The organism is Streptomyces sp. NPDC059668, assembly GCF_042734135.1.
In the GTDB taxonomy this organism is placed as follows: domain Bacteria; phylum Actinomycetota; class Actinomycetes; order Streptomycetales; family Streptomycetaceae; genus Streptomyces.
Genome location: NZ_JBHWEL010000003.1, coordinates 21,372 through 45,793 on the forward strand (window position 1 = coordinate 21,372; position 24,422 = coordinate 45,793).

23 protein-coding genes and 1 pseudogene are annotated in these 24,422 nt (G+C 73.2%); 9 read left to right on the top strand and 15 right to left on the bottom strand.

Going from position 1 to position 24,422, the window contains the following annotated elements; all coding sequences use genetic code 11:
- Positions 1-37 precede the first annotated feature (37 nt).
- Entirely contained in the window at positions 38-724 is a 687-nt protein-coding gene (locus ACFV2J_RS03740; RefSeq protein WP_385437200.1) for a response regulator transcription factor, read from the top strand.
- Entirely contained in the window at positions 721-2,121 is a 1,401-nt protein-coding gene (locus ACFV2J_RS03745; RefSeq protein WP_385437202.1) for a sensor histidine kinase, read from the top strand. The genes ACFV2J_RS03740 and ACFV2J_RS03745 overlap by 4 nt, the downstream gene beginning before the upstream one ends.
- A 63-nt stretch (positions 2,122-2,184) precedes the next feature.
- Here the strand turns inward: ACFV2J_RS03745 and ACFV2J_RS03750 are convergent, their stop codons facing one another.
- Both ACFV2J_RS03750 and ACFV2J_RS03755 read right to left on the bottom strand, forming a co-directional pair.
- Positions 2,185-3,105 carry an NADP-dependent oxidoreductase gene (locus ACFV2J_RS03750; protein WP_385085432.1) on the bottom strand — a complete coding sequence of 307 codons (921 nt, stop codon included), beginning with the start codon at positions 3,103-3,105 and terminating at the stop codon, positions 2,185-2,187.
- A gap of 110 nt (positions 3,106-3,215) precedes the next feature.
- The gene (locus ACFV2J_RS03755; protein ID WP_385085434.1) at positions 3,216-3,854 is read right to left on the bottom strand and encodes an HD domain-containing protein; all 639 of its coding nucleotides are present in this window, start codon (positions 3,852-3,854) and stop codon (positions 3,216-3,218) included.
- Positions 3,855-3,990: 136 nt separating this feature from the next.
- On the opposite strand from ACFV2J_RS03755, the gene ACFV2J_RS03760 reads away from it, so the two are divergent.
- Positions 3,991-4,956, top strand: coding sequence for a GlxA family transcriptional regulator (locus ACFV2J_RS03760; protein WP_385085436.1), 966 nt, complete (start codon positions 3,991-3,993; stop codon positions 4,954-4,956).
- 101 nt (positions 4,957-5,057) lie between these two features.
- Positions 5,058-6,647, top strand: a complete 1,590-nt coding sequence (locus ACFV2J_RS03765; RefSeq protein WP_385085438.1) for an alpha-amylase family glycosyl hydrolase — start codon at positions 5,058-5,060, stop codon at positions 6,645-6,647.
- 156 nt (positions 6,648-6,803) lie between these two features.
- On the opposite strand, the gene ACFV2J_RS03770 is transcribed toward ACFV2J_RS03765, so the two are convergent.
- The 4 genes from ACFV2J_RS03770 to ACFV2J_RS03785 form a co-directional block, all read right to left on the bottom strand.
- The gene (locus ACFV2J_RS03770) at positions 6,804-8,090 is read right to left on the bottom strand and encodes an RNA polymerase sigma factor (RefSeq protein ID WP_385085440.1); all 1,287 of its coding nucleotides are present in this window, start codon (positions 8,088-8,090) and stop codon (positions 6,804-6,806) included.
- Entirely contained in the window at positions 8,087-8,428 is a 342-nt protein-coding gene (locus ACFV2J_RS03775; protein ID WP_385085442.1) for a YciI family protein, read from the bottom strand. The genes ACFV2J_RS03770 and ACFV2J_RS03775 overlap by 4 nt, the downstream gene beginning before the upstream one ends.
- Positions 8,425-9,171, bottom strand: a complete 747-nt coding sequence (locus ACFV2J_RS03780; RefSeq protein ID WP_385437206.1) for a nuclear transport factor 2 family protein — start codon at positions 9,169-9,171, stop codon at positions 8,425-8,427. Before ACFV2J_RS03780 ends, ACFV2J_RS03775 begins: the two co-directional genes overlap by 4 nt.
- Positions 9,172-9,321: 150 nt before the next feature.
- Entirely contained in the window at positions 9,322-10,545 is a 1,224-nt protein-coding gene (locus ACFV2J_RS03785) for a cytochrome P450 (RefSeq protein ID WP_385085467.1), read from the bottom strand.
- Between the two features lie 410 nt (positions 10,546-10,955).
- Between ACFV2J_RS03785 and ACFV2J_RS03790 the strand changes: the two genes are divergently transcribed.
- From ACFV2J_RS03790 to ACFV2J_RS03800, 3 genes and pseudogenes are all read left to right on the top strand, one after another.
- Positions 10,956-11,798 (top strand): class I SAM-dependent methyltransferase, encoded by an 843-nt coding sequence (locus tag ACFV2J_RS03790; RefSeq protein ID WP_385085469.1) that lies wholly within the window; start codon positions 10,956-10,958, stop codon positions 11,796-11,798.
- 300 nt (positions 11,799-12,098) lie between these two features.
- Positions 12,099-13,241 carry a transcription termination factor Rho gene (gene rho / locus ACFV2J_RS03795; protein ID WP_385085446.1) on the top strand — a complete coding sequence of 381 codons (1,143 nt, stop codon included), beginning with the start codon at positions 12,099-12,101 and terminating at the stop codon, positions 13,239-13,241.
- A 99-nt stretch (positions 13,242-13,340) separates the two neighbouring features.
- Positions 13,341-14,189, top strand: a pseudogene (locus ACFV2J_RS03800) (D-alanyl-D-alanine carboxypeptidase family protein); the annotation flags it as partial.
- Between the two features lie 62 nt (positions 14,190-14,251).
- On the opposite strand, the gene ACFV2J_RS03805 reads toward ACFV2J_RS03800, so the two are convergent.
- From ACFV2J_RS03805 to ACFV2J_RS03840, 8 genes are all read right to left on the bottom strand, one after another.
- The gene (locus ACFV2J_RS03805) at positions 14,252-15,643 is read right to left on the bottom strand and encodes a glycosyltransferase 87 family protein (RefSeq protein ID WP_385085448.1); all 1,392 of its coding nucleotides are present in this window, start codon (positions 15,641-15,643) and stop codon (positions 14,252-14,254) included.
- Complete coding sequence (gene mptB / locus ACFV2J_RS03810; RefSeq protein WP_385085450.1) at positions 15,640-17,049, bottom strand: polyprenol phosphomannose-dependent alpha 1,6 mannosyltransferase MptB; 1,410 nt, start codon at positions 17,047-17,049, stop codon at positions 15,640-15,642. The genes ACFV2J_RS03805 and mptB overlap by 4 nt, the downstream gene beginning before the upstream one ends.
- A gap of 165 nt (positions 17,050-17,214) precedes the next feature.
- A complete protein-coding gene (locus ACFV2J_RS03815; protein WP_385437318.1) occupies positions 17,215-18,156 on the bottom strand; it encodes a glutaminase in 942 nt (313 codons plus the stop codon).
- A 276-nt stretch (positions 18,157-18,432) separates the two neighbouring features.
- Positions 18,433-19,269, bottom strand: coding sequence for an undecaprenyl-diphosphate phosphatase (locus ACFV2J_RS03820; RefSeq protein ID WP_385085453.1), 837 nt, complete (start codon positions 19,267-19,269; stop codon positions 18,433-18,435).
- Between the two features lie 71 nt (positions 19,270-19,340).
- Complete coding sequence (gene crcB / locus ACFV2J_RS03825) at positions 19,341-19,715, bottom strand: fluoride efflux transporter CrcB (RefSeq protein ID WP_385085455.1); 375 nt, start codon at positions 19,713-19,715, stop codon at positions 19,341-19,343.
- A gap of 2 nt (positions 19,716-19,717) precedes the next feature.
- Positions 19,718-20,092 carry a DUF190 domain-containing protein gene (locus ACFV2J_RS03830; protein ID WP_385085457.1) on the bottom strand — a complete coding sequence of 125 codons (375 nt, stop codon included), beginning with the start codon at positions 20,090-20,092 and terminating at the stop codon, positions 19,718-19,720.
- Complete coding sequence (gene crcB, locus ACFV2J_RS03835; RefSeq protein ID WP_385085459.1) at positions 20,089-20,565, bottom strand: fluoride efflux transporter CrcB; 477 nt, start codon at positions 20,563-20,565, stop codon at positions 20,089-20,091. The genes ACFV2J_RS03830 and crcB (ACFV2J_RS03835) overlap by 4 nt, the downstream gene beginning before the upstream one ends.
- Before the next feature lie 179 nt (positions 20,566-20,744).
- Positions 20,745-21,731, bottom strand: a complete 987-nt coding sequence (locus tag ACFV2J_RS03840) for an SMP-30/gluconolactonase/LRE family protein (protein ID WP_385085461.1) — start codon at positions 21,729-21,731, stop codon at positions 20,745-20,747.
- A 240-nt stretch (positions 21,732-21,971) separates the two neighbouring features.
- On the opposite strand from ACFV2J_RS03840, the gene ACFV2J_RS03845 reads away from it, so the two are divergent.
- Positions 21,972-22,325: a VOC family protein gene (locus ACFV2J_RS03845; protein WP_385085463.1), complete on the top strand. Its 354-nt coding sequence runs from the start codon at positions 21,972-21,974 to the stop codon at positions 22,323-22,325.
- A gap of 97 nt (positions 22,326-22,422) precedes the next feature.
- A complete protein-coding gene (locus tag ACFV2J_RS03850; protein ID WP_385085465.1) occupies positions 22,423-22,818 on the top strand; it encodes a MarR family winged helix-turn-helix transcriptional regulator in 396 nt (131 codons plus the stop codon).
- 37 nt (positions 22,819-22,855) lie between these two features.
- Here ACFV2J_RS03850 and ACFV2J_RS03855 read toward each other — a convergent pair whose 3' ends face one another.
- Positions 22,856-23,968, bottom strand: coding sequence for a hypothetical protein (locus tag ACFV2J_RS03855; protein WP_385437212.1), 1,113 nt, complete (start codon positions 23,966-23,968; stop codon positions 22,856-22,858).
- Positions 23,969-24,422 lie beyond the last annotated feature (454 nt).

The following is a 24,422-nucleotide window of genomic DNA, read 5'->3' on the forward strand; positions in this document are numbered from 1 at the left end:
CAGGGACCCGCTGTGCCCGGGGGACGAGGAGCACAGCATGCCGGACAGCAAGGGCCTCGTGCTGGTCGTCGAGGACGAGCGGCACATCGCCGACCTCCAGCGGCTCTACCTGACCCGCGAGGGCTTCGGGGTGCACGTCGAGACGGACGGGCGGGCGGGACTGGCGGCGGCGCGGCGGCTGCGTCCCGTGGCGATCGTCCTGGACATCGCGCTGCCGGGGCTGGACGGGGTCGAGGTGTGCCGCAGGCTGCGCGAGGACGGCGACTGGACGCCGGTGCTGCTGGTCACGGCACGCGACGACGAGGCCGACCGGGTGCTCGGTCTCGAACTCGGCGCGGACGACTACGTCACCAAACCCTTCTCGCCCCGGGAGCTGGTCGCCCGGGTCAAGACGGTGCTGCGCCGCGCGGCCGGACCGCCCGAGGCCGCGGCCCGGCGGGTGGGCCGGGTCGCGGTCGACCCGGTGCGCCGTACGGCGGAGGCGGACGGGCGGCCCGTGGAACTCACGGCCACCGAGTTCGACCTGCTCGCCCATCTGCTGCGCCATCCCGGCCGGGTCTTCCCCCGCGAGCAGCTGCTCGCGCAGGTGTGGGGGCAGGCCGACTACCGGGGCAGCCGGACCGTGGACGTCCATGTCGCGCAACTGCGCGCCAAGCTCGGTGACGCCAGCCCCATCCGGACCGTGCGGGGCGTCGGCTACAGCGCTGCGGACCCGGCGCGGTGAGGGTTCCCCGGTACGGCGGCCGCCGGCCGTGGCGGCGGCCCGGTCCGATCACCCGCGGCATCACACTGGTCACGACGGCGGTCGCACTCGTCGCCGTGGTGCTCACGGGCGTCACCGCCTGGTATCTCGTCCGCACCGGCGCGGAGGCCCAGCAGCGCGACCAGCTGGGCCGCCAGGCCGAGGTGCTGAGCCGGACGCCCGCCCTCTCGGAGCTGCTGCTCGACCGTGAACAGCGGCTCGCGGGCTCCAACGGACAGCAGGTCGCGGTCGTCGCCCCCGGCGGAGAGACGGTGGGGCCGGCGACCGCGGCCGTGGACGACCGGACACGGACGAGGCTGCTCGACGGCGACGCGGTCTCCACGGAGGCGTCCCTGAACGGCACGCGGGTCCTGGTCGAGGGGCGTCCCACGCCCGGCGGCGGTGCCGTCGTGCTGACCCAGCCGTACGTCGTCGTCCACGACAGTGTGGCCCGGATGCGCAGGGCGCTCCCGCTCCCGCTCGCGGTCGGTCTGGTGGGCGGCGGTCTCGCCGGGCTGCTGCTGGCCCGGCGCCTGTCCCGTCCGCTCACCGCGGCGGCGACCACGGCCCGGCGGCTGGCCGAGGGCGAGCGCGGGCTGCGTGCCGCACCGGGCGGACCCCGTGAACTGACGGACCTCACCGGCGCGTTGAACGTCCTCGACGAGGCCCTGGCGCACAGCGAGGACCGGCAGCGGGAGTTCCTGCTCTCCGTCTCGCACGAGCTGCGCACCCCGCTCACCGCGATCCTGGGCTACGCGGAGGCGCTCACCGACGGTGTGGTCGGGCCCGGGGAGCTCCCCATGGTCGGCGAGACCCTGCTCGGCGAGACCCGCCGGCTGGAGCGTTTCGTGCGGGACCTGCTGGATCTCGCCCACCTGGAGACCGACGACTTCCGCGTCGAGGCCCGGCCGGTGGATCTGGACGCGCTGGTCGAGAAGGCGGGCACGGTCTGGGCGGATCGTTGCGGGCCGCACGGTGTGGTCCTGCGGGTCGAACGGCCGGGCCGTGCCCTGACCGTCGAGACGGACGGTGTACGGGTGCGCCAGATGATCGACGGTCTCGCCGAGAACGCGCTGCGGGTGACGCCGGCGGGCGCGCCCCTGGTGCTGGCCCTCGCCCCGGACGGCGACGGTGCCAGGATCCAGGTCCGCGACGGCGGTCCCGGCCTGACACCCGAGGACGCCGCCGTCGCCTTCGAACGCGGCACCCTGCACGCCCGCTACCAGGGCGTCCGCCCGGTCGGGACGGGCCTCGGCCTGGCCATCGTGCACCGGCTCGCCGAGCGCCTGGGCGGTTCGGTGACGGCGCGGGGGCACGGGCCGGAGGGCGGCGCGTGTTTCACCGTACGGGTACCGGGGCGGCCGGGGCCGACCGGCTGATCCACCGACCGTCCCCGGCCTGCACCCCGTTGCGGGGGCTCGCGTCTGTCTTCCCGGCCGTCCTCAGTCCTCGGCGACCCGGATGATGCTCCGGCCGCGGACGCGTCTCCCGGGGGCGAGGGTGGCGGCCGCCTCGGTCAGGGGCCGCACCTCGCCGATCCGTACGTCGAGCCGTCCGTCCCGGAGCCGCCGTACGAGGTCCGCGAGGCGCGCGCGGTCGGGTTCCACGACGAAGAAGATCGCCCGCCCGTCCTCGGGCCGGACGGACGGAGGCTGGGCGATCGTGACGAGTGTGCCGCCCGCGCGGACGAGTGCGGCCGAGCGGTCGAGGATGTCACCGCCGATCACGTCGAACACCACGTCGACCTGGCCCGCGTCCTCCAGGCGGTCGGTCTCCAGGTCCAGGAACGCGTGGGCGCCCAGGGCGAGGGCGGTCTCCCGGTCGGCGGACCGGCCGGTCCCGATGACACGGGCTCCCGCCTCCCGCGCGAGCTGCACCGCGATCGAACCGACGCCGCCCGCGGCTCCGTGGATCAGGACGCTCTGGCCGGTCTCGATCCGCGCGTGGTCGAACAGGCCCTGCCAGGCGGTCAGTCCGGAGATCGGCAGCGCGGCCGCCGACATGTGGTCGACGTCGGCGGGGAGGGGGGCGAGGTTGCGGGCCTCGACGGCGACGTACTCGGCCAGCGAGCCGTCGCGGGCCCAGTCGGCCAGTCCGAAGACCCGCTGGCCGACGGTGAGGCCGGTGGTTCCGTATCCGAGCTCCGCCACGACGCCCGAGACCTCGTGTCCGGGCACGCTCGGAGTACGGTCGCGGCCCGCGCGATCGGACCAGGTCGCGGGCCAGTCGAGCTCCCCTCGGGTGAACCCCGCGGCATGCACCCGCACGATGACGTCGTTCTCGGAGGCGTGGGGGTGCGGCAGGTCCGTCAAAGTGAGGCCGCTGACGCCGGCGTCGCGGTCCCGGACGGCGATGGCTTTCATCCATGTCCCTCTCTGGTCTTGGTGCAAGCCCTGGTTCCGGTCCCGGTTCTGCTCCCGGCGCCGGATTCAGGGAAAGGCTTTCGGTCACATCTGTGGATCTCTCCCCGGATTCACTTCGCCCAGGGCGCGTCCATGATGCGCTCGACCATGCTCGTGCGGTGGAAACCGGGGACGAAGTGTTCCAGCACGTCCGCGTTGACGGTCCCGTACGTGGTGTCGGGACGATCGCGGAGGCCGTCGACAAATGCCTGGAGGAATTCCGTCTTGAATTCTCCGCGCGGATGGGCGACGACGATCTCCTCCACCTGGCCGTCGTCCAGTCCGTCCAACCCCCAGCCCAGCACGTCGGTGAGAACCCCGAAGTTCATGGCAGCCGTCTCCGGCCCCATCCGGCCGGGAATCCCCGGCGTCGTGTGCAGCGCGATCGTCGTCCAGACGACCTCGGCGGCGCCGGCGGGGAATCCCCGGTCGAGCAGGAACTTGCGCGCGTGGTCGGCGCCGTCGAGTTCGAAGCGCTGCTCCTCGCCCGAGAACGGGGTCGAAAGGCCCGTGTCGTGAAACATCGCGGAGATGTAGAGCAGTTCCGGATCGGGCGCGAGGCCGAGCTTCCGCGCATGCAGGGAAGCGAAGAGGAAGACCCGCCGGGAGTGATGGAAGATGAGCGGCCCGGTCGTTTCCCGGAGGAAATCGGTGGCTTCCGCCACTGCCGTGGTCTGGGGAATTTCCACCTCTGCGATGATGTCTTTCATGGTGTCCACGCTTTCCGATGGGGTGGGTGACGGGTAGACGGTGCTTCCGCCTTCCACGATGCCGACGACATGACCGCGGCCGCCGCATCGGGACGGCCATGAACCACTCGAATCCAGACACCTGAGGAACGGGACCGTGAGCCTCGCCCCGCACCGAGTCGTGATCCTCGTCTACGACGGGGTCAAACTGCTGGACGTCGCGGGCCCCGCCGAGGTGTTCGCGGAGGCGAACAGGCTGGGCACCGACTACCGCATCGCCCTGCTGTCGACGACCGGTGCCGACGTCGCCTCGTCGACCGGCATCCGGATCGCCGTCGACGGCGGCCCCACCTCCGAGCCTGCCCCGGACACGTTCCTGATGCCAGGCGGGGACATCTATCCGCGGACGCCCGTCACGCACGATCTGGTCGAGGCCGCGGGGGATCTCGCGGCCCGGTCCGGGCGGGTGGCGTCCGTCTGCTCGGGAGCGTTCGTCCTCGGTGCCGCCGGTCTCCTGGACGGCAAGCGCGCGACCACCCACTGGAAGGTCGCGGGGGAACTCGCCGCCCGTCACCCGAAGGCCCGGGTCGAACCCGACTCCATCTACGTTCGCGACGGCACCACCTACACCTCGGCGGGCGTCAGCGCCGGCATCGACCTGGCGCTGGCACTCGTCGAGGAGGACCACGGCCCCGACCTGAGCCGGGACGTCGCCCGCGCCCTGGTGGTCTATCTGCAACGCGCCGGTGGCCAGTCCCAGTTCTCCGCTCCCCTTCAGGGCCCCCCGCCGCGGTCCCCGGCCCTTCGCAGCGTCGTCGACCGGGTGACGGGCGATCCTGCCGGGGACCACTCCCCCGGTGAACTCGCCAGGCATCTCAACCTCAGTTCCCGCCATCTGACGAGGCTGTTCCGGGAGGAGATGTCCACGACACCGGCCCGGTACGTCGAGTCGATCCGCTTCGACATCGCGAAGGCTCTGCTCGACCAGGGGCACACCGCGACCCAGGCGGCGGCCCTGGCCGGATTTCCGGGTTACGAGAGTCTCCGGCGGGTCTTCGCCCGGGAGTTGTCGATCAGCCCCGCGGCCTACCAGCGCCGCTTCGGCACCGCGCGCCGCCCCTGAGGACCGTCCCGCGCCCCCGGCGGAACGCCCCCCTAGCCGGTCGGACCGGGCGGCGGCCCAGGGGCAGCGCGCCGCCGCCGCGCTGACCTAAGGTCCCCTTCATGACTTCGTTCCGTCCCGCCCCCGACTGGCTGGCCGACGCCGTCTTCTACCAGATCTACCCGCAGACCTTCGCCGACTCGAACGGCGACGGCATCGGTGACTTCAACGGGATCACCGAGCGCCTCGACCACCTCGCGTGGCTGGGCGTCAACACCGTGTGGCTCAACCCCTGCTTCGTGTCGCCGTTCCGCGACGCCGGATACGACGTGTCCGACTACCTGGCCGTGGCCCCCCGTCACGGCACCGCCGACGACCTCGCCGCACTGGTGGACGAGGCGGGCCGGCGCGGCATCCGGGTCCTGCTGGACCTGGTGGCCGGGCACACCTCCGACGAGCACCCGTGGTTCAGGGCCGCCGCCGACGACCCGGCCGACGACCGCTACATCTGGGCTCCCGAGGGCCGGCCGGACGGCTTCGTCCCCTCTCCCGGCACCCGCCCGGGTGCGTACCTCCCCAACTTCTTCGCCTTCCAGCCAGCCCTCAACTTCGGCTACGCGCGCGGGAATCCGGCGGAGCCCTGGCGTGGGCCGGTGGACGCCGAGGGCCCGCGCGCCAACCGCGCGGCCCTTCGCTCGATCATGGACCACTGGCTGGGCCTCGGTCTGTCCGGCTTCCGTGTCGACATGGCCGCGTCGCTCGTCAAGGACGACCCCGGGAAGCGCGAAACCGCCGCCGTCTGGGCGGAGTTGCGGCACTGGCTGGACGACTCGCACCCGGGCGCCGTGCTGCTCTCGGAGTGGGGCGATCCGGAGGTCTCCGTCCCCGCGGGGTTCCACGCCGACTTCTTCCTCCAGTTCGGCGGCGACACCGACGGCCTGGCGCTGCGGTCGCTGTGGAGCAACGGCTCGGGGACGGTCAACGAGGCCTGGGACCCGCTCGACTGCTTCTTCGACCCGAGCGGTCTGGGCTCGCCCGGACCGTTCGTCGAAGCCTGGCGGCGGGCGTCCGGCGCGCTCGGCACGAGCGGATTCATCTCCCTGCCCACCGCCAACCACGACTTCTCCCGCCTCAACTGCGGTCCCCGCACGGCCGAACAGCTTCCGGTCGCCTTCGCCTTCCAGCTCACCTGGCCCACCCTCCCGGCGATCTACTACGGCGACGAGATCGGCATGCGCTACGTCCCGGATCTGCCCGACAAGGAGGGCAGCGTGCTCGGCCCCCGCTACAACCGAGCGGGCTCGCGCACCCCGATGCAGTGGGACGACGGCCCGAACGCGGGCTTCTCCACCGCTCCGGCGGACCGCCTCTACCTCCCCCTCGACCCGTCACCGACCCGTCCCACCGTCGCCGCGCAGCGCGCCGACGAGGGCTCTCTCCTGCACCTCGTACGCCGTCTCGTCGCCCTGCGCTCCGCCGCACCGGAACTCGGCCCGGACGGCTCGGTGGAGGTGCTGCACGCCGGATACCCGTTCGTCCACGTGCGGGGCGGCCGCTATCTCGTGGTCCTCAATCCGGCGCGGAACGGCGTGAGTTGCACGCTCGACGGGGTCCGTGGCGCCCGGCCGCTGGAGACCGCCGGTGTCCGCCTCGACGGCTCCTCCGTCAGCGCCGACGGTTTCGCGTACGGAGTCTTCGAGCTCGGCGGCTGAGCCGTGGGCGGCCCGACCGGGACCTGTCGCGCAGGGACCCGGTCGGGGCCGTCACGCGGGCACACCGCTCGCGGCGGCGCTCCACCGGAGCCGTCGCGGCCGGGCGCGACGGCCGGGCGCCGTCGTGGGTGACTTCCGTGGCGGTGTCCTCGGTCCTCATCCACCGGCGGACCGGGCCCGCGCCGATCGGCACTCCGCGAGACGCCTCTCCAGGAAGCGCCGCTCGGCCGCGTTCTCGACCAGTTCCAGGGCCCTGGCGTACGCCTCGGCCGCCTCCGCCGTACGCCCCGTCCTGCGCAGCAGGTCCGCCCGGGTGGCGGCCAGCAGGTGGTATCCGTCCAGCTCTCCCGTCCGCTCCAGTTCCGCCACCAGCGCCAGCCCCGCCGCCGGGCCGTCGGCCATGCCCACCGCCACCGCGCGGTTGAGCCGCACCACCGCGGAGGGCACGAGACGTGCCAACTCCCCGTACAGCGCGGCGATGTCGGCCCAGTCCGTCTCCTCGGCCGTCGCGGCGGTGGTGTGGCAGGCGGCGATGGCGGCCTGGATCTGGTAGGGCCCCGGACGTCCGCGGCGCAGGGCGGTCTCCAGCAGGGCTGCTCCCTCGTCGATCGCGGCCCGGTCCCACGCCGCCCGGTCCTGGTCCTCCAGCGTCACCAGTTCGCCGGCCGCGTCCACCCGGGTGGCCCGGCGGGAGTCGTGCAGCAGCAACAGGGCCAGCAGACCCCGCACTTCGGGTTCGTCCGGCATGAGCAGGGCCAGCACGCGGGCGAGACGGATCGCCTCCGCGCACAGGCTCGTGCGCACCAGGTCCGCGCCGGACGTGGCGGCGTACCCCTCGTTGAAGAGCAGGTAGACCACGCCGAGGACGCCGGTGGTCCGCTCGGGCAGCAGATGCGCGGGCGGGACACGGTACGGGATCGCGGCGTTGCGGATCTTCCGCTTGGCCCGCACCAGCCGCTGCGCCATCGTCGCCTCGGGGACGAGGAAGGCGCGGGCGATCTCGGGCGTGGTCAGCCCGGCCAGCGTCCGCAGGGTGAGGGCCACCCGGGCCTCGATGGGCAGCGCGGGGTGGCAGCAGGTGAAGAGCAGCCGCAGCCGGTCGTCCGCCACCCCGCCGTCCTCTTCGTGTTCCGGGTCGTACGGTCCGTCGTGCCGCGCCAGCACAGCCACCTCCCGCAGTTTCTCCGCGCCCACCGCCTCCCGGCGCAGCACGTCGAGGGCGCGATGGCGCGCGGTCGTGGTCAGCCAGGCGCCGGGGCGGCGCGGGATTCCGTCGCGCCGCCACCGGTCCAGGGCCTGGGCGAACGCGTCCTGCGCGCACTCCTCGGCGAGGTCCCAGTCGCCGGTCACCCGGATCAGGGTGGCGACGACCTGGCCCCATTCCTCGCGGAAGGCCGAGGCGACCGCCGCCTCGACGTCCCGCGGCCCGGGGTTCGGGTTCACTCCCAGACCGGCCGCACCTCCACCGATCCGCCGGCCAGCGCCGCCGGGTGCCGGGACGCGAGCGCGATGGCCTCGTCGAGGTCGGCCACCTCGATGATGTCGATGCCGGCGACGTACTCCTTCGACTCGATGAACGGCCCGTCGCTGAGCAGGATCTCGTCGCCCTGGACGCGGACGGTGGTGGCGTCGGTGGACGGTCGCAGCCGCGCGCCGCCCTTGACCAGGTCGCGGCTGCGCACCTCCTCGACGTACGCGGTGAAGCGGGGGTCGTCGGCGATCTCCTCGGGGCTCAGTTCCTCGCCGCCGACGGGGGTGCAGATGAACAGGACGTACTTCATGACCGGCCCTCCTCGTCGCTGGTGACGGCGGACGTGCCGGACGGGACCGAGGTGTGCTGGTGGACGATCCGCCAGCGGTCCCCGGCCAGCCGGTAGCCGGTGGTCATCCGTTCCGTGGTGTCCAGTTTCCCGCCGTCGGCGAGCGTGGCGCGCGTCCGTACGAGCGCGTGGCCGAAGGCGATGCTCTCGTCGACCCGGATCCGCAGGTCGAGCACCTCGCGCTCGACCGGTCCGGCCGCCGTCGGGTACCGGAGCTCCGCCGCCTTGCGCAGGGCCGCGACCCCGCGCTGTTCCGCACCGCCGGCGGAGAACACCTCGGCGTCCGGCGCGTAGCAGGCCATCGCCCGGTCGATGTCGTGGTCCCGGACGGCGGCGCTCAGTTCCGCTTCGAGCCGGCGGATCTCCCCCTCGGCGTCCTCGTCGTCCCAGAAGGCGCGGACCTCCATGGCGCCTACGGACGCCACGGGGTGCCTCGCGGCCGCCTGGACGGCCTCCTCCAGGGTGGCGCACTCCAGGATGTCGTATCCGGCGACGTACTCCTTCGTCTCCGCGAACGGTCCGTCGGTGCGCAGCACCTCTCCGTCACGCACCCGTACGGTGACCGCGTCGGCGGGCAGGCGCAGGCGGTGGCCGTGCAGCCGTACGCCCCGTTCGGCGCTCAGCTCCTCGACCCAGGGTTCGACGGGGGCCATGCCGGAGGCGTCGGCGGTGTCGTCACCGCAGACCAGCAACATGTACTTCATGGTTCCTCCCGGTGCTCAAGAGCTTCCTACACCCCACCGACGAACGGGAGCGCGCCGGATCGACACTCCTCGCCCTTCTTTCGTGGACGGAGGGCCGCGCACGTCGTCCGGCGGGGCGGCGCACGGTCGGCCGCGGGGAGGAACGCCCGGTCAGCCGCGAGCGGCTCCTAGCCGTACCGGGAGCGCGCGCACGCTGTTGCCGACGAAGCTGGAGTGGCGGACGAGTCCGGCCTCGGGCAGGGCCGGCTGGAGGTCGGGGAAGCGGGTGAACAGGCGCTCCAGGGCGATCGTCGCCTCCATGCGCGCGAGCGGGGCGCCGAGGCAGTAGTGGGCGCCGTGTCCGAGGGAGAGATGGCGGACGGCGTCGGGCCGGCCCGGTCGGGTGACGTCGAAACGGTCGGCGTCCGGGCCGTGCGCCGAGCGGTCCCGTCCGGCCGCCGAGTACCCGGCGAGCACCGGGGTGCCCCGGGGGATCACCGTGCCGTCGACCGTGAGGTCCCGGACCGGATAGCGGAAGGGGAAGTAGCTGACGGGCGCGTCCCAGCGCAGTGTCTCCTCGACCACGTCCGCCCAGCTCGCCTCGCCCCTCAGGACCATCCGCAGCTGGTCCCGGTGACCGCACAGGGCCCGTACGGCATTGGTGAGGAGGTTGAGCGTGGTCTCGTGCCCGGCGATGATCATCAGCACCAGGGTGCCGATGAGTTCCTCCTGGCTGAGCCGGTCGCCGTCCTCGTCGCGGGCCGCGATCAGCGCGCTGGTGAGGTCGTCGCCCGGCCGTTCGCCCCGGGCGGCGGCCACGGCCGTCAGCACGGCCAGCAGTTCGCGGTTGGCCGCGAGTGCCTTCTCGGGACCGATGTCCGTGGCGACGACCTGGTTCGACAGGTGGTGCAGCCGTTCGCGGTGCTCGGCGCCGACCCCGAGCAGTTCGCCGATGACCGCCATCGGCAGCGGCATGGCGAAGTGCCGGCGCAGATCCGCGACACCGCCGTCCCGGTCGGCCGCGCGGGCCAGGTCGTCGAGCAGTTCGGCCGTCAGCTCCTCGACCCGGGGGCGCAGTTCTTCCACCCGGCGGGCGGTGAACGCCTTGCTCACCAGGGACCGCAGCCGCCGGTGGTCGGCGCCGTCCGCGGTCGTCATCCCCCGCACGGTGGCGAAGGTCGCGAGCGGCCAGCCCGGCGCGATCCGGCCCTCCCGCAGCGCGGTGAAGTGCGCGGCGCCCTTGGCGACTTCGGAGTGCGCGAGGAAGTCCCTCAGGGCCTCGTGTCCGAGCACCGCCATGCCGTCCACCTCACCGGGCAGCACGACCGGGGCGACGGCGCCGCGCTCCAGGAGCCGCGCGTTGTCGGCGTGCGGGCAGCCGCCGGCCGGGTCCATACGGTGCGGCGTGCGGGGCGAGTTGTCCACCGGTTCTCCTGACCACGACGGGGGCGGATGTCGTACGGCGTGCGGTCCCGCGCAGATCGTACGGTCAACGGGACGCGTCCGAACGTCGGTTGAGCCGCTCGCTCCGGCCATCGTGCCCTGCCTCCACCGCGGGGGTAAGGCGGCGATACCGCCGTCCGGAGAGGCGGGCCCTGGACGGCGAGGTGCGCCCGGACACCTCGTGGAGTCGCCGGCGCCCGAAGTCCTGGGACGCCCGCGCCGGGCCGTGTCCGGCCGTTCCGCCCGCACGGGCGGGGCCCGGCACGGGGTGCGAACCTCCGCGCACGGCCGGTTCCCGCGACGCGGCGCTCCCACCGTCCGCCGTCCGCACACGGTTGGATGGGTCCATGACCGACGAGCCCATGACCGACGAGCACACGCGGATGATGCGGGCCAACCAGGCCAACTGGGACGCACGGACCCCCGTTCACCTCGCCAGCCGTTTCTACGGACTCCACGAGAGGCTCGACCCCGCCCGCTGGTTCGCCGCCTTCGAGTGGGAGGACCTCGGCGAGCTGTCCGGCCGCGACCTGCTCCATCTCCAGTGCCATCTGGGCACCGAGACGATCGCCTTCGCCGAACGGGGCGCACGCGCCGTGGGGCTCGACATCTCCGAGGCCTCGGTGACGGCCGCGACAGCCATCGCCGCACGGGCGGGCGTGGACGTCACGTACGTACGGGCCAACGTGTACGACGCCGTCGAGGCCCTGGAGGGACGGCGGTTCGACGTGATCTACACCGGCAAGGGCGCCCTGTGCTACCTGCCCGACCTGGACCGCTGGGCCGCGGTGCTCTCCCGACTGCTGCGTCCGGAAGGGCGGTTGTACATCGCCGAGTTCCACCCCCTGCTCAACTCCCTGGGCCCCAAACCGGCCCCGGGCGACGACGGCCGGCTGCTGCTGCGGCACGACTACCTGGGCGGCCGCGACGCCGTGCGCCGGGACGCCACGTACACGTACACCGACGGACCCGCCGTGCAGGGCTCGACCGACAGCTACGAGTGGATGCACGGGCTGGGTGACGTCGTCAACGCGCTGATCGGGGCGGGGTTCGGCATCCGACGGCTGCGGGAGAGCGACGCGCTGCCCTGGCCGCGCTGGCCGCAGATGACCCGTACACCGTCCGGCTGGTGGCGGCTGCCGGAGAACGAGCCACGCATCCCGCTGCTCTACGGCCTGCTCGCCGGACACCGGAACACGGACTGAGCTGCGCCGAAGCGCACCGAGGCACACCTCACAGCGACATCCGGCCGTCAGGTGGTACAGTGCGTACAGCACTTGTGTACGCCCCGTGCCGGGCGCCGGTGCCGATCCTCCTTCTTCTCGCTGACCCGCCCGTCGTGTCGACCGGCCGTCAGCTTCCTCGCACCGCCTTCCGAGCGCACCAGGACGTGGCTCCCCCGGCGGTCTCCCCCGCCGTACGGAGGCGTGAGCACGCCGCCTCCCCCGGCACCTCCCTGCCTTCCTCATGACCTCATGGACCCGTCCTCGAAAGGACCCCCTCTCATGACCACCACACTCGAACACCCTCCCGTACGACAGCAGCTCCCGTCCCGCGCCGCCGGTGTCCTCGACATCGCCCACAACGGCCAGGGGCACCTGCGCGGCACCGCCACCTGCCTGCCCACATCGGCCGACGTCCAGGTGTCCGCCGCGCTGATCCGTCGTCACGGACTGCGCAAGGGCGACACCGTCGAAGGCGTACGCGGTACCTCCCGCGCCCTCACCGAGATCGAACGGATCAACGGCCGGGCACCCGAGGAGCTGCGCCACCGCCCCCACTTCGGCGACCTCACCCCCCTGCACCCCCGCGAACGGCTCCGCCTGGAGCACCCGGCGAGCGGCATGGCCGGACGCGTCATGGACCTCGTCTCCCCCGTCGGCAAGGGCCAGCGCGGGCTGATCGTCGCCCCGCCCAAGACCGGCAAGACGGTCCTGCTCCAGCAGATCGCCGCCGCCGTCGCGGGCAACCATCCCGAATGCCGCCTGATGGTCGTCCTGCTCGACGAACGGCCCGAAGAGGTGACCGACATGCGGCGCTCCGTGAGGGGCGAGGTCTACGCCTCGACCTTCGACCAGACGCCCAAGCAGCACATCGCGCTCGCGGAGCTCGTCGTCGAACGCGCCAAGCGGCTCGTCGAACAGGGCGAGGACGTCGTCATCCTGATGGACTCCCTCACCCGGTTGTGCCGGGCCCACAACAACGCGGCCGCCGCCGGTGGCCGCACCCTCAGCGGCGGCGTCGACGCGGCCGCGCTGCACGGCCCCAAGAAGCTCTTCGGCGCCGCGCGCCTCGCCGAGGAGGGCGGTTCGCTCACCATTCTGGCCACCGCCCTCGTCGAGACCGGCTCCCGCGCCGACGACTTCTTCTTCGAGGAGCTCAAGGGCACCGGCAACATGGAGCTCCGCCTCGACCGCCTGACGGCCTCCCGGCGCATCTTCCCCGCCGTCGACGTCACCCCGTCCGGCACCCGCCGCGAGGAACTCCTCCTGGCCTCCCACGAGTTGTCGGCCGTCCGGGGGCTGCGCCGCGCCCTGCAGACCCGGGACGCCCAGGCCGCCCTGGAGACCCTCCTGGAGCGGATGCGCGCCACCCCGGACAACGCGGCCTTCCTGCGCCAGGTCCAGCCCACCCTGCCCACGGTCTGACCCCCTCCCGGACCGTCCGCGTGCGGCATCCGGGTGCTCGATCTCCTCGCCCGGGCCCGGCGTCCCCGCGTGGAGCGTCTTCGTTCCTACGTTTGCGGTATGACTATCGGATTCGCACCCTGGGCTGCTGTCTCTCGCGCCGCCGTCTCCTGCTCCGTCGTCTGTGTGGCCGGTGCGCTCGCCCTCGCCCCGAGCCCGGCCCTGGCACACTCGGGCTCCGGCCAGAGCCCCACCCCGGGCCTGTCGAGCCCCAAGCCCTCCGGACCGCCGTCCCTCCAAGGACCCGGCACCCGGGTACTGCCACGGGCCGGGGCGCCCGCGGTCCCCGACGTCTCCGCGCTGTCGTGGCTGGTGGCCGACGCCCGGACCGGCGACGTGCTCGCGGCGCACAACGCGCACCGCAAGCTCGCGCCCGCCAGCACCCTCAAGACCCTGTTCGCGCTCACCGTGCTCCCGGCACTGCCCGGCAACGTCCGCCACACCGTCCAAGGCGCGGAGCTGGCGGGCATCGGGGAAGGCAGCAGCCTGGTGGGCGTCACCGCGGGGCGCACCTACCGGGTCGCGGACCTGTGGCGCGGCGTCTTCCTCCACTCCGGCAACGACGCCGTGCACGTGCTGGCCTCGATGAACGGCGGCTGGCAGAAGACCGCCGACCAGATGCAGGCCAAGGCCCGCGAACTGGGCGCCCACGACACGACCGTCGTCTCGCCCGACGGCTACGACACACCCGGCCAGGTCTCCTCGGCGTACGACCTCGCCGTCTTCGGACGGGCCGGACTACGCAACCCGGAGTTCGCGCGGTACTGCTCCACCGCCCAGGCCACCTTCCCGGGCACCGACTTCCCGTACCGCATCGAGAACACCAACCGGCTGCTCACCGGAGCCGACGGGGTGGAGCCCTACCCGGGGCTGATCGGGGTCAAGAACGGCTACACCACCCAGGCGGGCAACACGCTCGTCGCCGCCGCGCGGCATGGCGGCCGCACCCTCGTGGTCACGCTGATGAACCCTCAGGCGGGCGGCGGGTTGACGGTGTACGAGGAGGCGCGGGCGCTGCTCGACTGGGGATTCGCGTCCGCCGGGCACGTCGATCCCGTCGGGTCGATCCTGGAGGCCCGGACTCCCGCGCTGCCGAGGCCGGCCGTGTCCGCGCCTCCCACGCTCCCGGAGAACGACGGCGTCGACGTCGGCTGGCCCGAGACGGCAGGGATCATGGGCGCGGCCGGACTCGGCGCGGGTGGAGTGGCCTTCGCCCTGCGGCTCAAGAACGGGCGGGCCGGCCGCGGCTGACCCACCGGCAGCCACAGCAGCAGCCCCAGCGTGATCCACGTGTAGGCGTTGCTGCCGAGGAAACCGTCGAACCCGGAGGCGTCGTCGAACCACAGCCACACCACGCTGCTGCACAGGACCGCGTACAGCACGGCCGCGACCCGCGTACGGTGCCGGTGCAGCAGCACGGCGAAGGACGGCAGCAGCCAGACGAGATGGTGCACCCAGGTGATCGGGCTGACCAGACAGGCGGCGAGTCCGGTGAGGGCGAACGCGGCCGTCCAGTCCTCGTCCGCCACGGCCCGCGAGGTGCGCCACGCCCACACGCTCAGGGCCAGCAGGACCGCGGTCGCCCAGGCGGCCCGGCTCGGTTCGCCCGGTGCCGCGAGCCGGGCGAGGACGCCCTGGAGCGACTGGTTGGAGACGTAGTCGAGACGTCCGATGCGCCCGGTGTCCCACAGCGCCTCGGTCCAGTAGACGCGCGACGGTCCCGGCGCCGCCCACGCCGCGAGGGCGGTGGCGCCCGCGGTGACGGCCGTCGCGACCCCCGCCGCCCGCCAGCGCCGCGCGAGCAGCAGCAGGCCGATGAAGATCGCCGGGGTGAGCTTGACGGCCGCGGCCAGTCCGATGCCGACGCCCGCCCGGCGCCCCCGGCCGGTGGACAGCAGCCACGCGTCGCTGAGCACGAGGGCCAGCAGCAGCAGGTTCACCTGTCCGAAGCTGAAGGTGTCGCGGACGGGCTCGAACAGGGCGAGCGCGCAGCCGGCGAGGGCGAAGCCGAACCAGCCGTAGCGGCGGCGCAGCGCCGGCCCGACGAGGATCCACACGACGGCGGACAGCGCCACGAGGTTGAGCAGCAGCGCGAGCGCGATCGCCGTGTTCTCTCCCACCAGGGCCATCGGCAGCATGGTGAGGGCGGCGAACGGCGGATAGGTGAAGCCGTACGTCGTCCCCGGCAGCAGGTAGTCGTAGATGCCACCGCCGTGATGGGCCCAGGCGTCGACGGTGCCGTAGTACACGCGCAGGTCGAACCAGTCGCGCAGCAACGGCACGGTGGCGGTGAACACGGCCACGGCGGTGGCGAGCACGCAGACGGCCAGCAGCCGTCTGCCGCCGGTCTCCGGGGCCTTCACGCGGTCCCGCCCAGCATCGGGGGCCGCGGCTCGGTCACGGCCGCCTGACGGGCCTGCCAGAGGACGACGAGGGCGAGCGCTCCGCCGGAGACGGCGAGCACCACCTGGCTGACGTCCGCGGGCGCTCCGCTCGGCAGCACGGCGAGCGCGAGCACTCCGCTGGCGGCTGCGACGCGGTGGCGTACCGAACCGTTCGGGGCCGCCGCGGCGATGAGGAACAGGCCCCACAGGGCGTACCAGGGCCGGATCGCCGGGCCGAACACCGCGACCGCGCCCAGGCTGAGGCCCAGCGCGTAGATGGGACCCGGTCGCAGGCGCAGCCAGATGAACAGCACGACGAGCACGGTCACGACCAGTCCGGTCGCGTGCCAGACGGGCATGGCGAGCGGTGCGAGGCCGCTGCCGAGGTCCCCGAGCACGGCGGCGGTGCCCCGGCCGAGCAGGCTGGTGAGCGACCAGTTGTGCGGGGAGACCGGGGTCTTCAGGGCCGCTATCCAGCCGTATCCGGTCCCCGCGATCGCGGTGGCCGCGACGGTGGTGGCGAGCGCGACGCCGGCGGTGGTCAGGACGGTGCGCCACGCACCGCGCCGCCCGCGCAGTGCCACGACCGCCAGCAGGCCCAGCGCGGCGGGCGCCTTGACGAGGGCGGCGAGGGTGATGAGGACGATGCCCACGACGTACCAGCGGCCGCGCGCGGCGACCAGGCCGACCCCGAGCAGTCCGAGCATGATGGCGTCGTTGTGCGCGCCGGCCACCAGGTGCAGCAGGACGAGCGGGTTGAGCGCGCCGAGCCACAGCGCCGCGGCCGGATCGGCACCGCTGTGCCGGGCCAGCCGGGGCAGCGCGGCCGCCATCAGCGCGACACCGAGCAGGGCGACCAGGCGCATGCCGAGCAGTCCGGCCGGTATCTCGCCGCGGGTCAGGCCGGACAGCGCGGAGGCGACGGCGAGGAAGACCGGGCCGTACGGCGTGGTGGTCTGCTGCCACACCGGTGCCACCTCGTCGGCGAGCGGGCCGCCGAGTTGTGCGGGCCCGTGCGCGTAGACGTCGATGTGCGCGTCGACCATGGCGCCCTGGGCGAGATAGCTGTACACGTCCCTGCTGAACAGCGGCGGGGCGAGCAGCAGTGGGGCCGCCCACGCGGCCAGCACCAGCAACAGGGCTCGCGGGGTGGGCGGTTCGGGGCCGCGTACCACCGTCCCGAGCAGTACCCACGCGGCTATCAGCAGGACGACGCCGAAGTACACACCGACCAGTCCGAGCACCGCGCGGCTGGAGCCGGGGGCGAGGAGATCGTGAGCGGGCAGGGCGCCGGCGGTCTCACCGCCCAGCGCGAGGAAGGCGGTGCCGGCCAGGCCCAGAGCCTGGCAGCGGCGGAGATCGACGGGGTAAGCCTTGGCCAACACTTGGAAAGCGTGTCAAGGGCGGGTGGCCGGAAAGCGACGTGATGCCCTCCGGACGGGGGCGGTCGAGTTACCTCCGCGTGGCGTGCGGGGGCGTCGCGGGACAGGCCGTGGATTCCGGAGGCCGTGGGCGCGCCGGGGAGCGGCTGCCCGGGCCGACCCCGCGGCTCAGAACACCGAGAGTCCGGTCAGGGTGGTGAAGCGGTCCAGGGCCGCCACCCCGGCGACGGAGTTCCCGTGCTCGTCCAGACCGGGGCTCCAGACACACAGGGTGCAGCGGCCGGGGACCACGGCGATGATGCCGCCGCCGACGCCGCTCTTGCCGGGCAGGCCGACCCGGTAGGCGAACTCGCCGGCCGCGTCGTAGGTGCCGCAGGTGAGCATCACCGCGTTGACCTGTTTGGCCTGACTGCGGGTGAGCAGCCGGGAGCCGTCCGCCCGGATCCCGGGCCGGGCGAGGAAACCGGTGGCGAGCGCGAGGTCGGCGCAGGACGCCTCGATCGAGCACTGCCGGAAGTACTGGTCGAGGAGGACCGGCACCGGGTTGTCGATGTTGCCGTACGACGCCATGAAATGGCCGAGGGCCGCGTTGCGGTCGCCGTGCCGGGCCTCGGAGGCGGCCACGTCCTTGTCGAAGGTGAGGTCGGCGTTGCCGCTCTCGGCGCGCAGGAACCCGAGCAGGGTGCCCGCCGCGTCGCCGGTCCGGGTCTGGAGCCGGTCGGTGACGACGAGGGCACCGGCGTTGATGAAGGGATTGCGCGGGATGCCGTTCTCGTATTCCAGCTGCACCAGCGAGTTGAAGGGGTTGCCCGAGGGTTCGCGGCCCACGTGCTCCCACAGTTCGTCGCCCTCACGGGCCAGGTCGAGGGCGAGGGTGAAGACCTTGGTGATGGACTGGGTGGAGAACGGCTGCCGCCAGTCCCCGACCCCGTACACCGTGCCGTCGAGTTCCGCGACGGCCATGCCGAAGGACCGGGGGTCACAGGCGGCCAGCGCCGGGATGTAGTCGGCGGGCCGCCCGCGGCCGGGCGTCTGTTCGATCTCGGTGGCGATGCGTTCCAGGACCGGCAGGAACGTCGGGGACGACTGCGACGCGGACATGATCACCATTGTGCCGCCCGGCCGGTGCGGGCGCCCAACGGCCCGGGCCGCCCGCGGGATGCCGCCGCCCACCACCGTCTCGGGCCGGGAACCGGCGTCGGCGTCGGCGTCGGCGTCGGCGTCGGCGTCGGCGTCGGCGTCGGCGTCGGCGGGCAACGACCCTTTCCCGGGCCGGGTTCGGCGGCGCCCTGTCCGGTGGCGAGGCCTTCTCGGCGCCGCCTCCGGGGGCATGAGGTCACGGAGATGACGGCGTGACCTCACACCCCGCGGCGGTCAGCTGTTGAGTCAGCTGTTGAGGGTGCCCGTCGCCAGCAGTCCGAGCAGCGCCACCCCGATCACGATGCGGTAGATCACGAAGGCGTTGAAGGAGTGCTTGGCGACGAACTTCAGCAGCCAGGCGATCGAACCGTAGGCGACCACGAACGACACGATCGTGCCGACGGCCAGCGGCGCGGCGCCCACCCCGGTGCCGAGCGCGTCCTTCAGCTCGTAGATCCCGGCGCCGGTCAGCGCGGGGATGCCGAGGAAGAAGGAGAGCCGGGTCGCGGCCACCCGGTCCAGGTCCAGGATGAGCGCGGTCGACATCGTCGCCCCGGAGCGCGAGAAGCCCGGGAAGAGCAGCGCCAGGATCTGTGAACTGCCCACCAGCATCGCGTCCTTGAACGAGGTGTCGTCCTCGCCGCGCTTGTGCCGGCCCATCTGGTCGGCCGCCCACATCACACCACTGCCGACGATCAGTGAGGCCGCGACCACCCAGAGCGAGGCGAGCGGACCCTCGATGAGCGGCTTCGCGGCCAGGCCGACGATCACGATCGGGATGGTCGCGTAGATCACCCACCAGGCGAACTTGTAGTCGTGGTTGTGACGCTCCTCCTTGTCGCGCAGTCCGCGCCCCCAGGCGGAGACGATCCGCACGATGTCCTTGAAGAAGTACACGAGCACGGCGGCGATGGCGCCGACCTGGATGACCGCGGAGAACCCGACGACGGCGTTGTCGTCGACGGGGATGTTCATCAGCCCCTCGGTGATCTTGAGATGGCCGGTGGAGGAGACGGGGAGGAATTCGGTCACTCCCTCGACGACTCCGAGGACGACGGCCTGACCGACGTTGATGACGCTCATGGAATCCAGTTCTGAGGAGTTGGTCGACAGTGCTGTAGACAGTCTTACTATGCCCGGGGCGCGCGCAAGGCCTAGGCCCACGCGGCTCGCGCGAGGGAAACCCCCGCGAATGCCGCGCCGAGCCCGGCCGCCACGCTCACGATCACGTTCGCCGCCGCGTAGAGCCCTGCTCCGGTCTCGGTCAGCCGTAGTGTCTCGTACGAGAATGTGGAGTACGTCGTCAGTGCCCCGCACAGGCCCGTACCGAGGAACAGCTGGAGGTCCGGGCTCGCGGCGCCCGCGGCGACCGCGCCGGTCAGCAGCCCGAGGATCAGACAGCCGGCGACGTTGACCGCGAAGGTGCCCCAGGGGAAGACGGTGTCGTGCCGGGTCTGCACCGCGCGGTCGGTCAGATAGCGCAGGGGCGCGCCGAGCATCCCGCCCACGATCACCAGCAGCCAGTTCACAACTATTTCTTACCTTCCCTGCCCGTTTTGCCGGAATCGGCGTCGCGGCCCGCGTACCGGACGACCTCGCAGTCGTCGAGGATCACCAGCCCCTCGCCGACGAGTTCGTCGAGCTGGGGCAGGAAGCCGCGGACGCGTTCCTCGGTGTCCACGAGGACGATCGCCACCGGCAGGTCCTCGCTCAGCGACAGCAGCCGTGAGGTGTGGATCAGCGAGGAGGCGCCGAACCCCTCGATGCCGCGGAAGACGCTGGCACCGGCCAGGCCCGCCGCGCGGGCGCGGTGCACGATCTCCGTGTAGAGCGGCCTGTGGTGCCAGACGTCGTTCTCGCCGATGAAGATCGTCACGCGTAGGGCGCTGCCTGTCAGCCGGGTCATCGTCGCCTCCATGCCAGCGTGCGGCGGGTCACCGTGACCGCGAGCCATACCGCCGTGAGCGCCGCGAGCAGGGTCGCCGCGAGGTAGGCGAACCCGGTCGCGAGGTGACCCCCGTCGAGAAGTCTCTGGATGTCGACGGCGTAGGTCGAGAACGTGGTGAACCCGCCGAGCACCCCGGTGCCGAAGAAGGGCCGCACCAGGCGGTGGGCCACCCACACGTCGGTGATGACGACCATGAAGACGCCGATCACCGCGCAGCCGACGACGTTCACCCAGAACGTGGTCCAGGGGAAACCTCCGGTCTCCACCGGCCACAGCCGGGCCGCCCCGTACCGGGCGGTCGCGCCGAGGGCGCCGCCGAGCGCGACCATCGCCACCACCGGCCCCTGGCCGTCCCAGGGGGACGCGCGACGTGCGGGCGGGCGTACGGGGGCGTCGGGTGTACCGACTCGCTCGGGATGCGGGACTGCCATGGACGCACTTCTCCTACTCGCCGGGCCCCGGGGGGGCACACGTCATCGCAAGTAGGGACCGTTGGCGGCGGCACAGCCGCGGTTCGGGTACGGCGGGCCCCACCGCCGCGCCGCGACGCAAGATCGCGGCCGGTGAACAGCGTACCGCCGGTGACGGCGGCCCCGCACACCCGGACCGGTCACGGGCGGCCGGTGCCCGGCGGCAGGTCGCACACCGCGATCCCCCGCTCCCAGATGCTTCCCAGCACCAGCCGGCCGTCGGCCACGCACACGCTGGTGACCATGCGGAACCGTGCGTGGCGGCGTTCCAGACGGTGGACGACGGCGCCCTCGTCGTCGACCGCGACCACCCCTGTGGTGCCCGGCGGCCGGAACGGCGCGCGCACCGCGACGCCGGCCGCCGCGCGCCGCAGGGCGGGACCGCGACGGTGCAGGAGCTCCAGGGCGGGGACGCGGGGACCGGCCAGGGCCACCCAGATCGGTCCGCCGGGTTCGCGCCAGAGGTTGTCCGGCTGGCCGGGCAGATCCTCGGCGAAGGTGTCGGCGCGACCCGCGGCCGGGCCGGTGAGCCGGACCCGGGTGAGGCGCCGGGCGCCGGTCTCCGCGACGACCAGGAAGGACTCGTCGGCGGCCGGGGCGAGACCGTTGGCGAACTGCAGCCCTTCCAGCACCACCTCGGGCTCCGTGGCGCCGGGAGCGAGGCGCAGCAGCATGCCCGTACCGGTGTGTTCGACCAGGTCCCCGATCCACTGGTCCAGCGGGTAGCGGCGGCTGGAGACCGTGAAGTAGACGGTGCCGTCCGAGAGCGCGATCACGTTGCTGCAGAACCGCAGGGGCGCGCCGGCCACCATGTCCGCGAGGACCCGTACGGTGCCGTCGCGGACCCCGACGCGAAGCAGTCCGCGACGGGCGTCGCAGACCAGCAGGTCGCCGTCGGGGAGGAGTTCGAGCCCGAGAGGCCTGCCGCCGGTCCGCGCGATCTCCTGGACCCGGGCGCGGGCGGGGTCCGCGGCTCCCTCGACGCGCAGGACGCGGCCGTCCTCGACGCCGGTCAGGATCCGGCCTTGCGGGTCGGCCACCACGTCCTCGGGACCGTGCCCGCCGAGGGAGAGGCAGTGGCGGGGCACGAGTGGCGCGGGACGGCCGGAGTTCGGAGTGTGCGTCATAGGTGCCTGCGTACCCCCGTCGGCCCCTCTTGGACAAGGGAGGGAACAAGAGGTCCGGCTGCCGCCGGAGCGCACCTGCCGGCCCAAGGGGTGCTCGCGGCGCCGGCCGAGGCGGCCGACCGTTCCCGCGGCGACCGGTCAGGATTCGAGAAGCCACCGGGCACTCCCCCGTCCTAGCGTGGAGGAGCCGGCACAGCCCGTCGGCCGCACACCAACGACACGCATCATCAGGGAGTCGCCATGACCGCCGGTCTGAAGACCATCATCTACCCCGTCAAGGACCTCGCACGGGCGAAGGCCATGTTCGCCGGACTGCTGGGGGCGGAACCGTACGCGGACACCCCGTACTACGTCGGGTTCAAGGACGCCGGACAGGACGTGGGACTCGACCCCAACGGTCACGCCAAGGGAATGACCGGACCGGTTCCGTTCTGGCACGTCGACGACATCCGGGCCTCGCTCGCCGGGCTCCTGGAGGCGGGGGCCGAGACGCTCCAGGACGTCCAGGACGTGGGCGGCGGCCGGCTCATCGCCTCGGTCAAGGACCCGGAGGGAAACCTCGTCGGACTCCTCCAGGACGCCCCCGCCGCATGACACCGGGCGGCGCCGGCGCGTACTGATGCAGCAATACTGATGCAGCTGCACTGGTTGCACACTCAATGAACGGCGCCGCCTCTGTTACCGTGCAGACATGGCAGCGAACACGGCGGATGACGTCCGGCTCGAGGACCGTTGGCGGGACATCCTGTCGGTGCACGCGCGCACCATGTGCGAGATCGACCGCGCACTGCATCCGCACGGCCTGGGCGCCAGCGACTTCGAGGTGCTGGACATCCTCGCCGCCAGCGAGGCCTCGCAAGCGGGCGAGCAGTGCAGGGTGCAGAACATCGCCGACCGCGTCCATCTGAGCCAGAGCGCCCTGTCCCGCCTGATCGGACGGCTGGAGAAGGACGGACTGGTGCTGCGCACGGTGTGTGCGGAGGACCGGCGCGGAGTGTGGGTCGCGCTCACCGGCAAGGGCCGTGACCTGCACGCCGAGGTGCGTCCGCTCCAGCGCGCCGTCCTCGCCCACATGCTGGCCGGCTGAGCCCCCTCCCGCGCGAACTCCCCCGGACCGCCCCGGACTACGGGGCGGCCGGGGGCGGTACCGCACCGCCGTCCGACGGGCGGCGGTCCACCGGCCGGGCCGGCGGGATGGGCGTGGTGGCGAAGTCCCTCGCCCCGGTCCACAGCGCGGGGACCGCGTCGCCGCGGCGGCACAACTCGTAGGCGATCGCCTCGTAGTTGACCCGCCAGCCGCGGAAGTGCGGCCATGCCTGTCCGGCCGTCCGCTCGGCGGGGAAGCCCGCTGCCCGCACCATGGCCACCGCCGCGTCGAACTCCTCGAAGGACAACCGGATCGGGGCGTCCGGGGCGGGGTCGGCGTCGTACGCGAAACGCAGGGAACGCGCGATGTCGCGCAGCGCGGTGAAGCCCGCGCGCAGCACCAGGCGGGCTTCGGGCGGGGCACTGCCCGGGGTGAGGGCGAGGTGCAGGGCGGCCGCGTCCATGACGGAGACCAGGCCCACGATCCAGCTGCGGTACGGCCGCGGGGAGCGGAACGCCAGCAGGACCGGATACGTGGAGTGGCTCTCGCCGATGTCCGAGGCGAGCCGCTCCCAGGAGCGGTACAGCTCGGGCAGCGCGGTCTCGGTGTCGACCAGCCATTGCCGGGCCAGGATCTCCGGCCCCCAGGCGGGCTCGCCCGCGCGTGACTGGAGCAGGGTCACCTCCAGCTCCCGGCGGTTGTAGGCCGCGTACAGGGTGGGCAGGTACGCGATCTGGAGGGCGATCACGACCGGTCCCGTGGCCGCCGCGAGGAAGTCCACGAAGGACAGGTGCAGACGGGCGCCGCTGGCGAAACCGAGCGTGAACAGGCTCGATCCGGCCTCCCGCACGGACTGGGTCCAGGTGAGCGCGGAGAGGGCGTGCAGCAGCAGCCCGAAGCCGATCAGGGCGCCCCCGAGCCAGCTCGCGAGCATGCCGACCAGCATGAGCGGGGCCAGCCAGGTCTGTGCGCGGTCGATGGCGGTGTAGCCACCGCCGGGTGCGGCCAGCCGCAGGAGCAGGCGCAGCCCCTGCCACCAGCGGATCACCAGTGAGGAGTAGAGCCCCCGCGGCACCACGAGGGTGCGCAGGATGCTGGCCAGCACCAGGACGAGGAGCAGCCCGCCGGCGACACCCGAGATCCAGTTCATGCGGCCATTGTCACGCCCGGTGCGGGTCGGCCGGCGCGGCGGATCCGGTGCCTGCCTCCTCGCGGAGGGCGGGCGGCGGGCGGCTCACCGCGGAACCGCGCGTGGGCGGCCTCCGCCGGCCGCGGGTGATGCGGGCCGCGGGTGATGCGGGCCGCGGGTGACGCGGGCCGCGGGTGATGCGGGCGGTTGGTGACGCGGGCCGCGGATAATGCGGGCGGTTGGTGACGCGTGCGGCTGTCGGGGCGACCGGCGGGCGGGCCGGCGCCGCCCTCGGGACGGCTCCGCCGCGTGGGACGGCCCCGCTGCATGCTTCGGCCCCCGGGTGACATGGCCCCGGCGCGTAGGACGTGCGGCGGGGGGGGGCGCGGCGGGGGCCGTGGGGGCGCGCCGCCCCGCCCCCCCCCGAGCGCGAGGGAGCCCCCGGGGGGCGGGCGGGGGCGCGGGGGGGGCGCCG

Excerpts from the sequence above, each read along its gene's own strand:
- ACFV2J_RS03740 (WP_385437200.1), top strand. The coding sequence starts at position 38 with ATGCCGGACAGCAAGGGCCTCGTGCTGGTCGTCGAGGACGAGCGGCAC.
- ACFV2J_RS03750 (WP_385085432.1), bottom strand. The coding sequence starts at position 3,105 with ATGAAAGCCATCGCCGTCCGGGACCGCGACGCCGGCGTCAGCGGCCTC.
- ACFV2J_RS03755 (WP_385085434.1), bottom strand. The coding sequence starts at position 3,854 with ATGAAAGACATCATCGCAGAGGTGGAAATTCCCCAGACCACGGCAGTG.
- ACFV2J_RS03765 (WP_385085438.1), top strand. The coding sequence starts at position 5,058 with ATGACTTCGTTCCGTCCCGCCCCCGACTGGCTGGCCGACGCCGTCTTC.
- ACFV2J_RS03775 (WP_385085442.1), bottom strand. The coding sequence starts at position 8,428 with ATGAAGTACGTCCTGTTCATCTGCACCCCCGTCGGCGGCGAGGAACTG.
- ACFV2J_RS03780 (WP_385437206.1), bottom strand. The coding sequence starts at position 9,171 with ATGAAGTACATGTTGCTGGTCTGCGGTGACGACACCGCCGACGCCTCC.
- ACFV2J_RS03785 (WP_385085467.1), bottom strand. The coding sequence starts at position 10,545 with ATGGACCCGGCCGGCGGCTGCCCGCACGCCGACAACGCGCGGCTCCTG.
- ACFV2J_RS03790 (WP_385085469.1), top strand. The coding sequence starts at position 10,956 with ATGACCGACGAGCACACGCGGATGATGCGGGCCAACCAGGCCAACTGG.
- rho (WP_385085446.1), top strand. The coding sequence starts at position 12,099 with ATGACCACCACACTCGAACACCCTCCCGTACGACAGCAGCTCCCGTCC.
- ACFV2J_RS03815 (WP_385437318.1), bottom strand. The coding sequence starts at position 18,156 with ATGGTGATCATGTCCGCGTCGCAGTCGTCCCCGACGTTCCTGCCGGTC.
- ACFV2J_RS03820 (WP_385085453.1), bottom strand. The coding sequence starts at position 19,269 with ATGAGCGTCATCAACGTCGGTCAGGCCGTCGTCCTCGGAGTCGTCGAG.
- ACFV2J_RS03830 (WP_385085457.1), bottom strand. The coding sequence starts at position 20,092 with ATGACCCGGCTGACAGGCAGCGCCCTACGCGTGACGATCTTCATCGGC.
- crcB (WP_385085459.1), bottom strand. The coding sequence starts at position 20,565 with ATGGCAGTCCCGCATCCCGAGCGAGTCGGTACACCCGACGCCCCCGTA.
- ACFV2J_RS03840 (WP_385085461.1), bottom strand. The coding sequence starts at position 21,731 with ATGACGCACACTCCGAACTCCGGCCGTCCCGCGCCACTCGTGCCCCGC.
- ACFV2J_RS03845 (WP_385085463.1), top strand. The coding sequence starts at position 21,972 with ATGACCGCCGGTCTGAAGACCATCATCTACCCCGTCAAGGACCTCGCA.
- ACFV2J_RS03850 (WP_385085465.1), top strand. The coding sequence starts at position 22,423 with ATGGCAGCGAACACGGCGGATGACGTCCGGCTCGAGGACCGTTGGCGG.
- ACFV2J_RS03855 (WP_385437212.1), bottom strand. The coding sequence starts at position 23,968 with ATGAACTGGATCTCGGGTGTCGCCGGCGGGCTGCTCCTCGTCCTGGTG.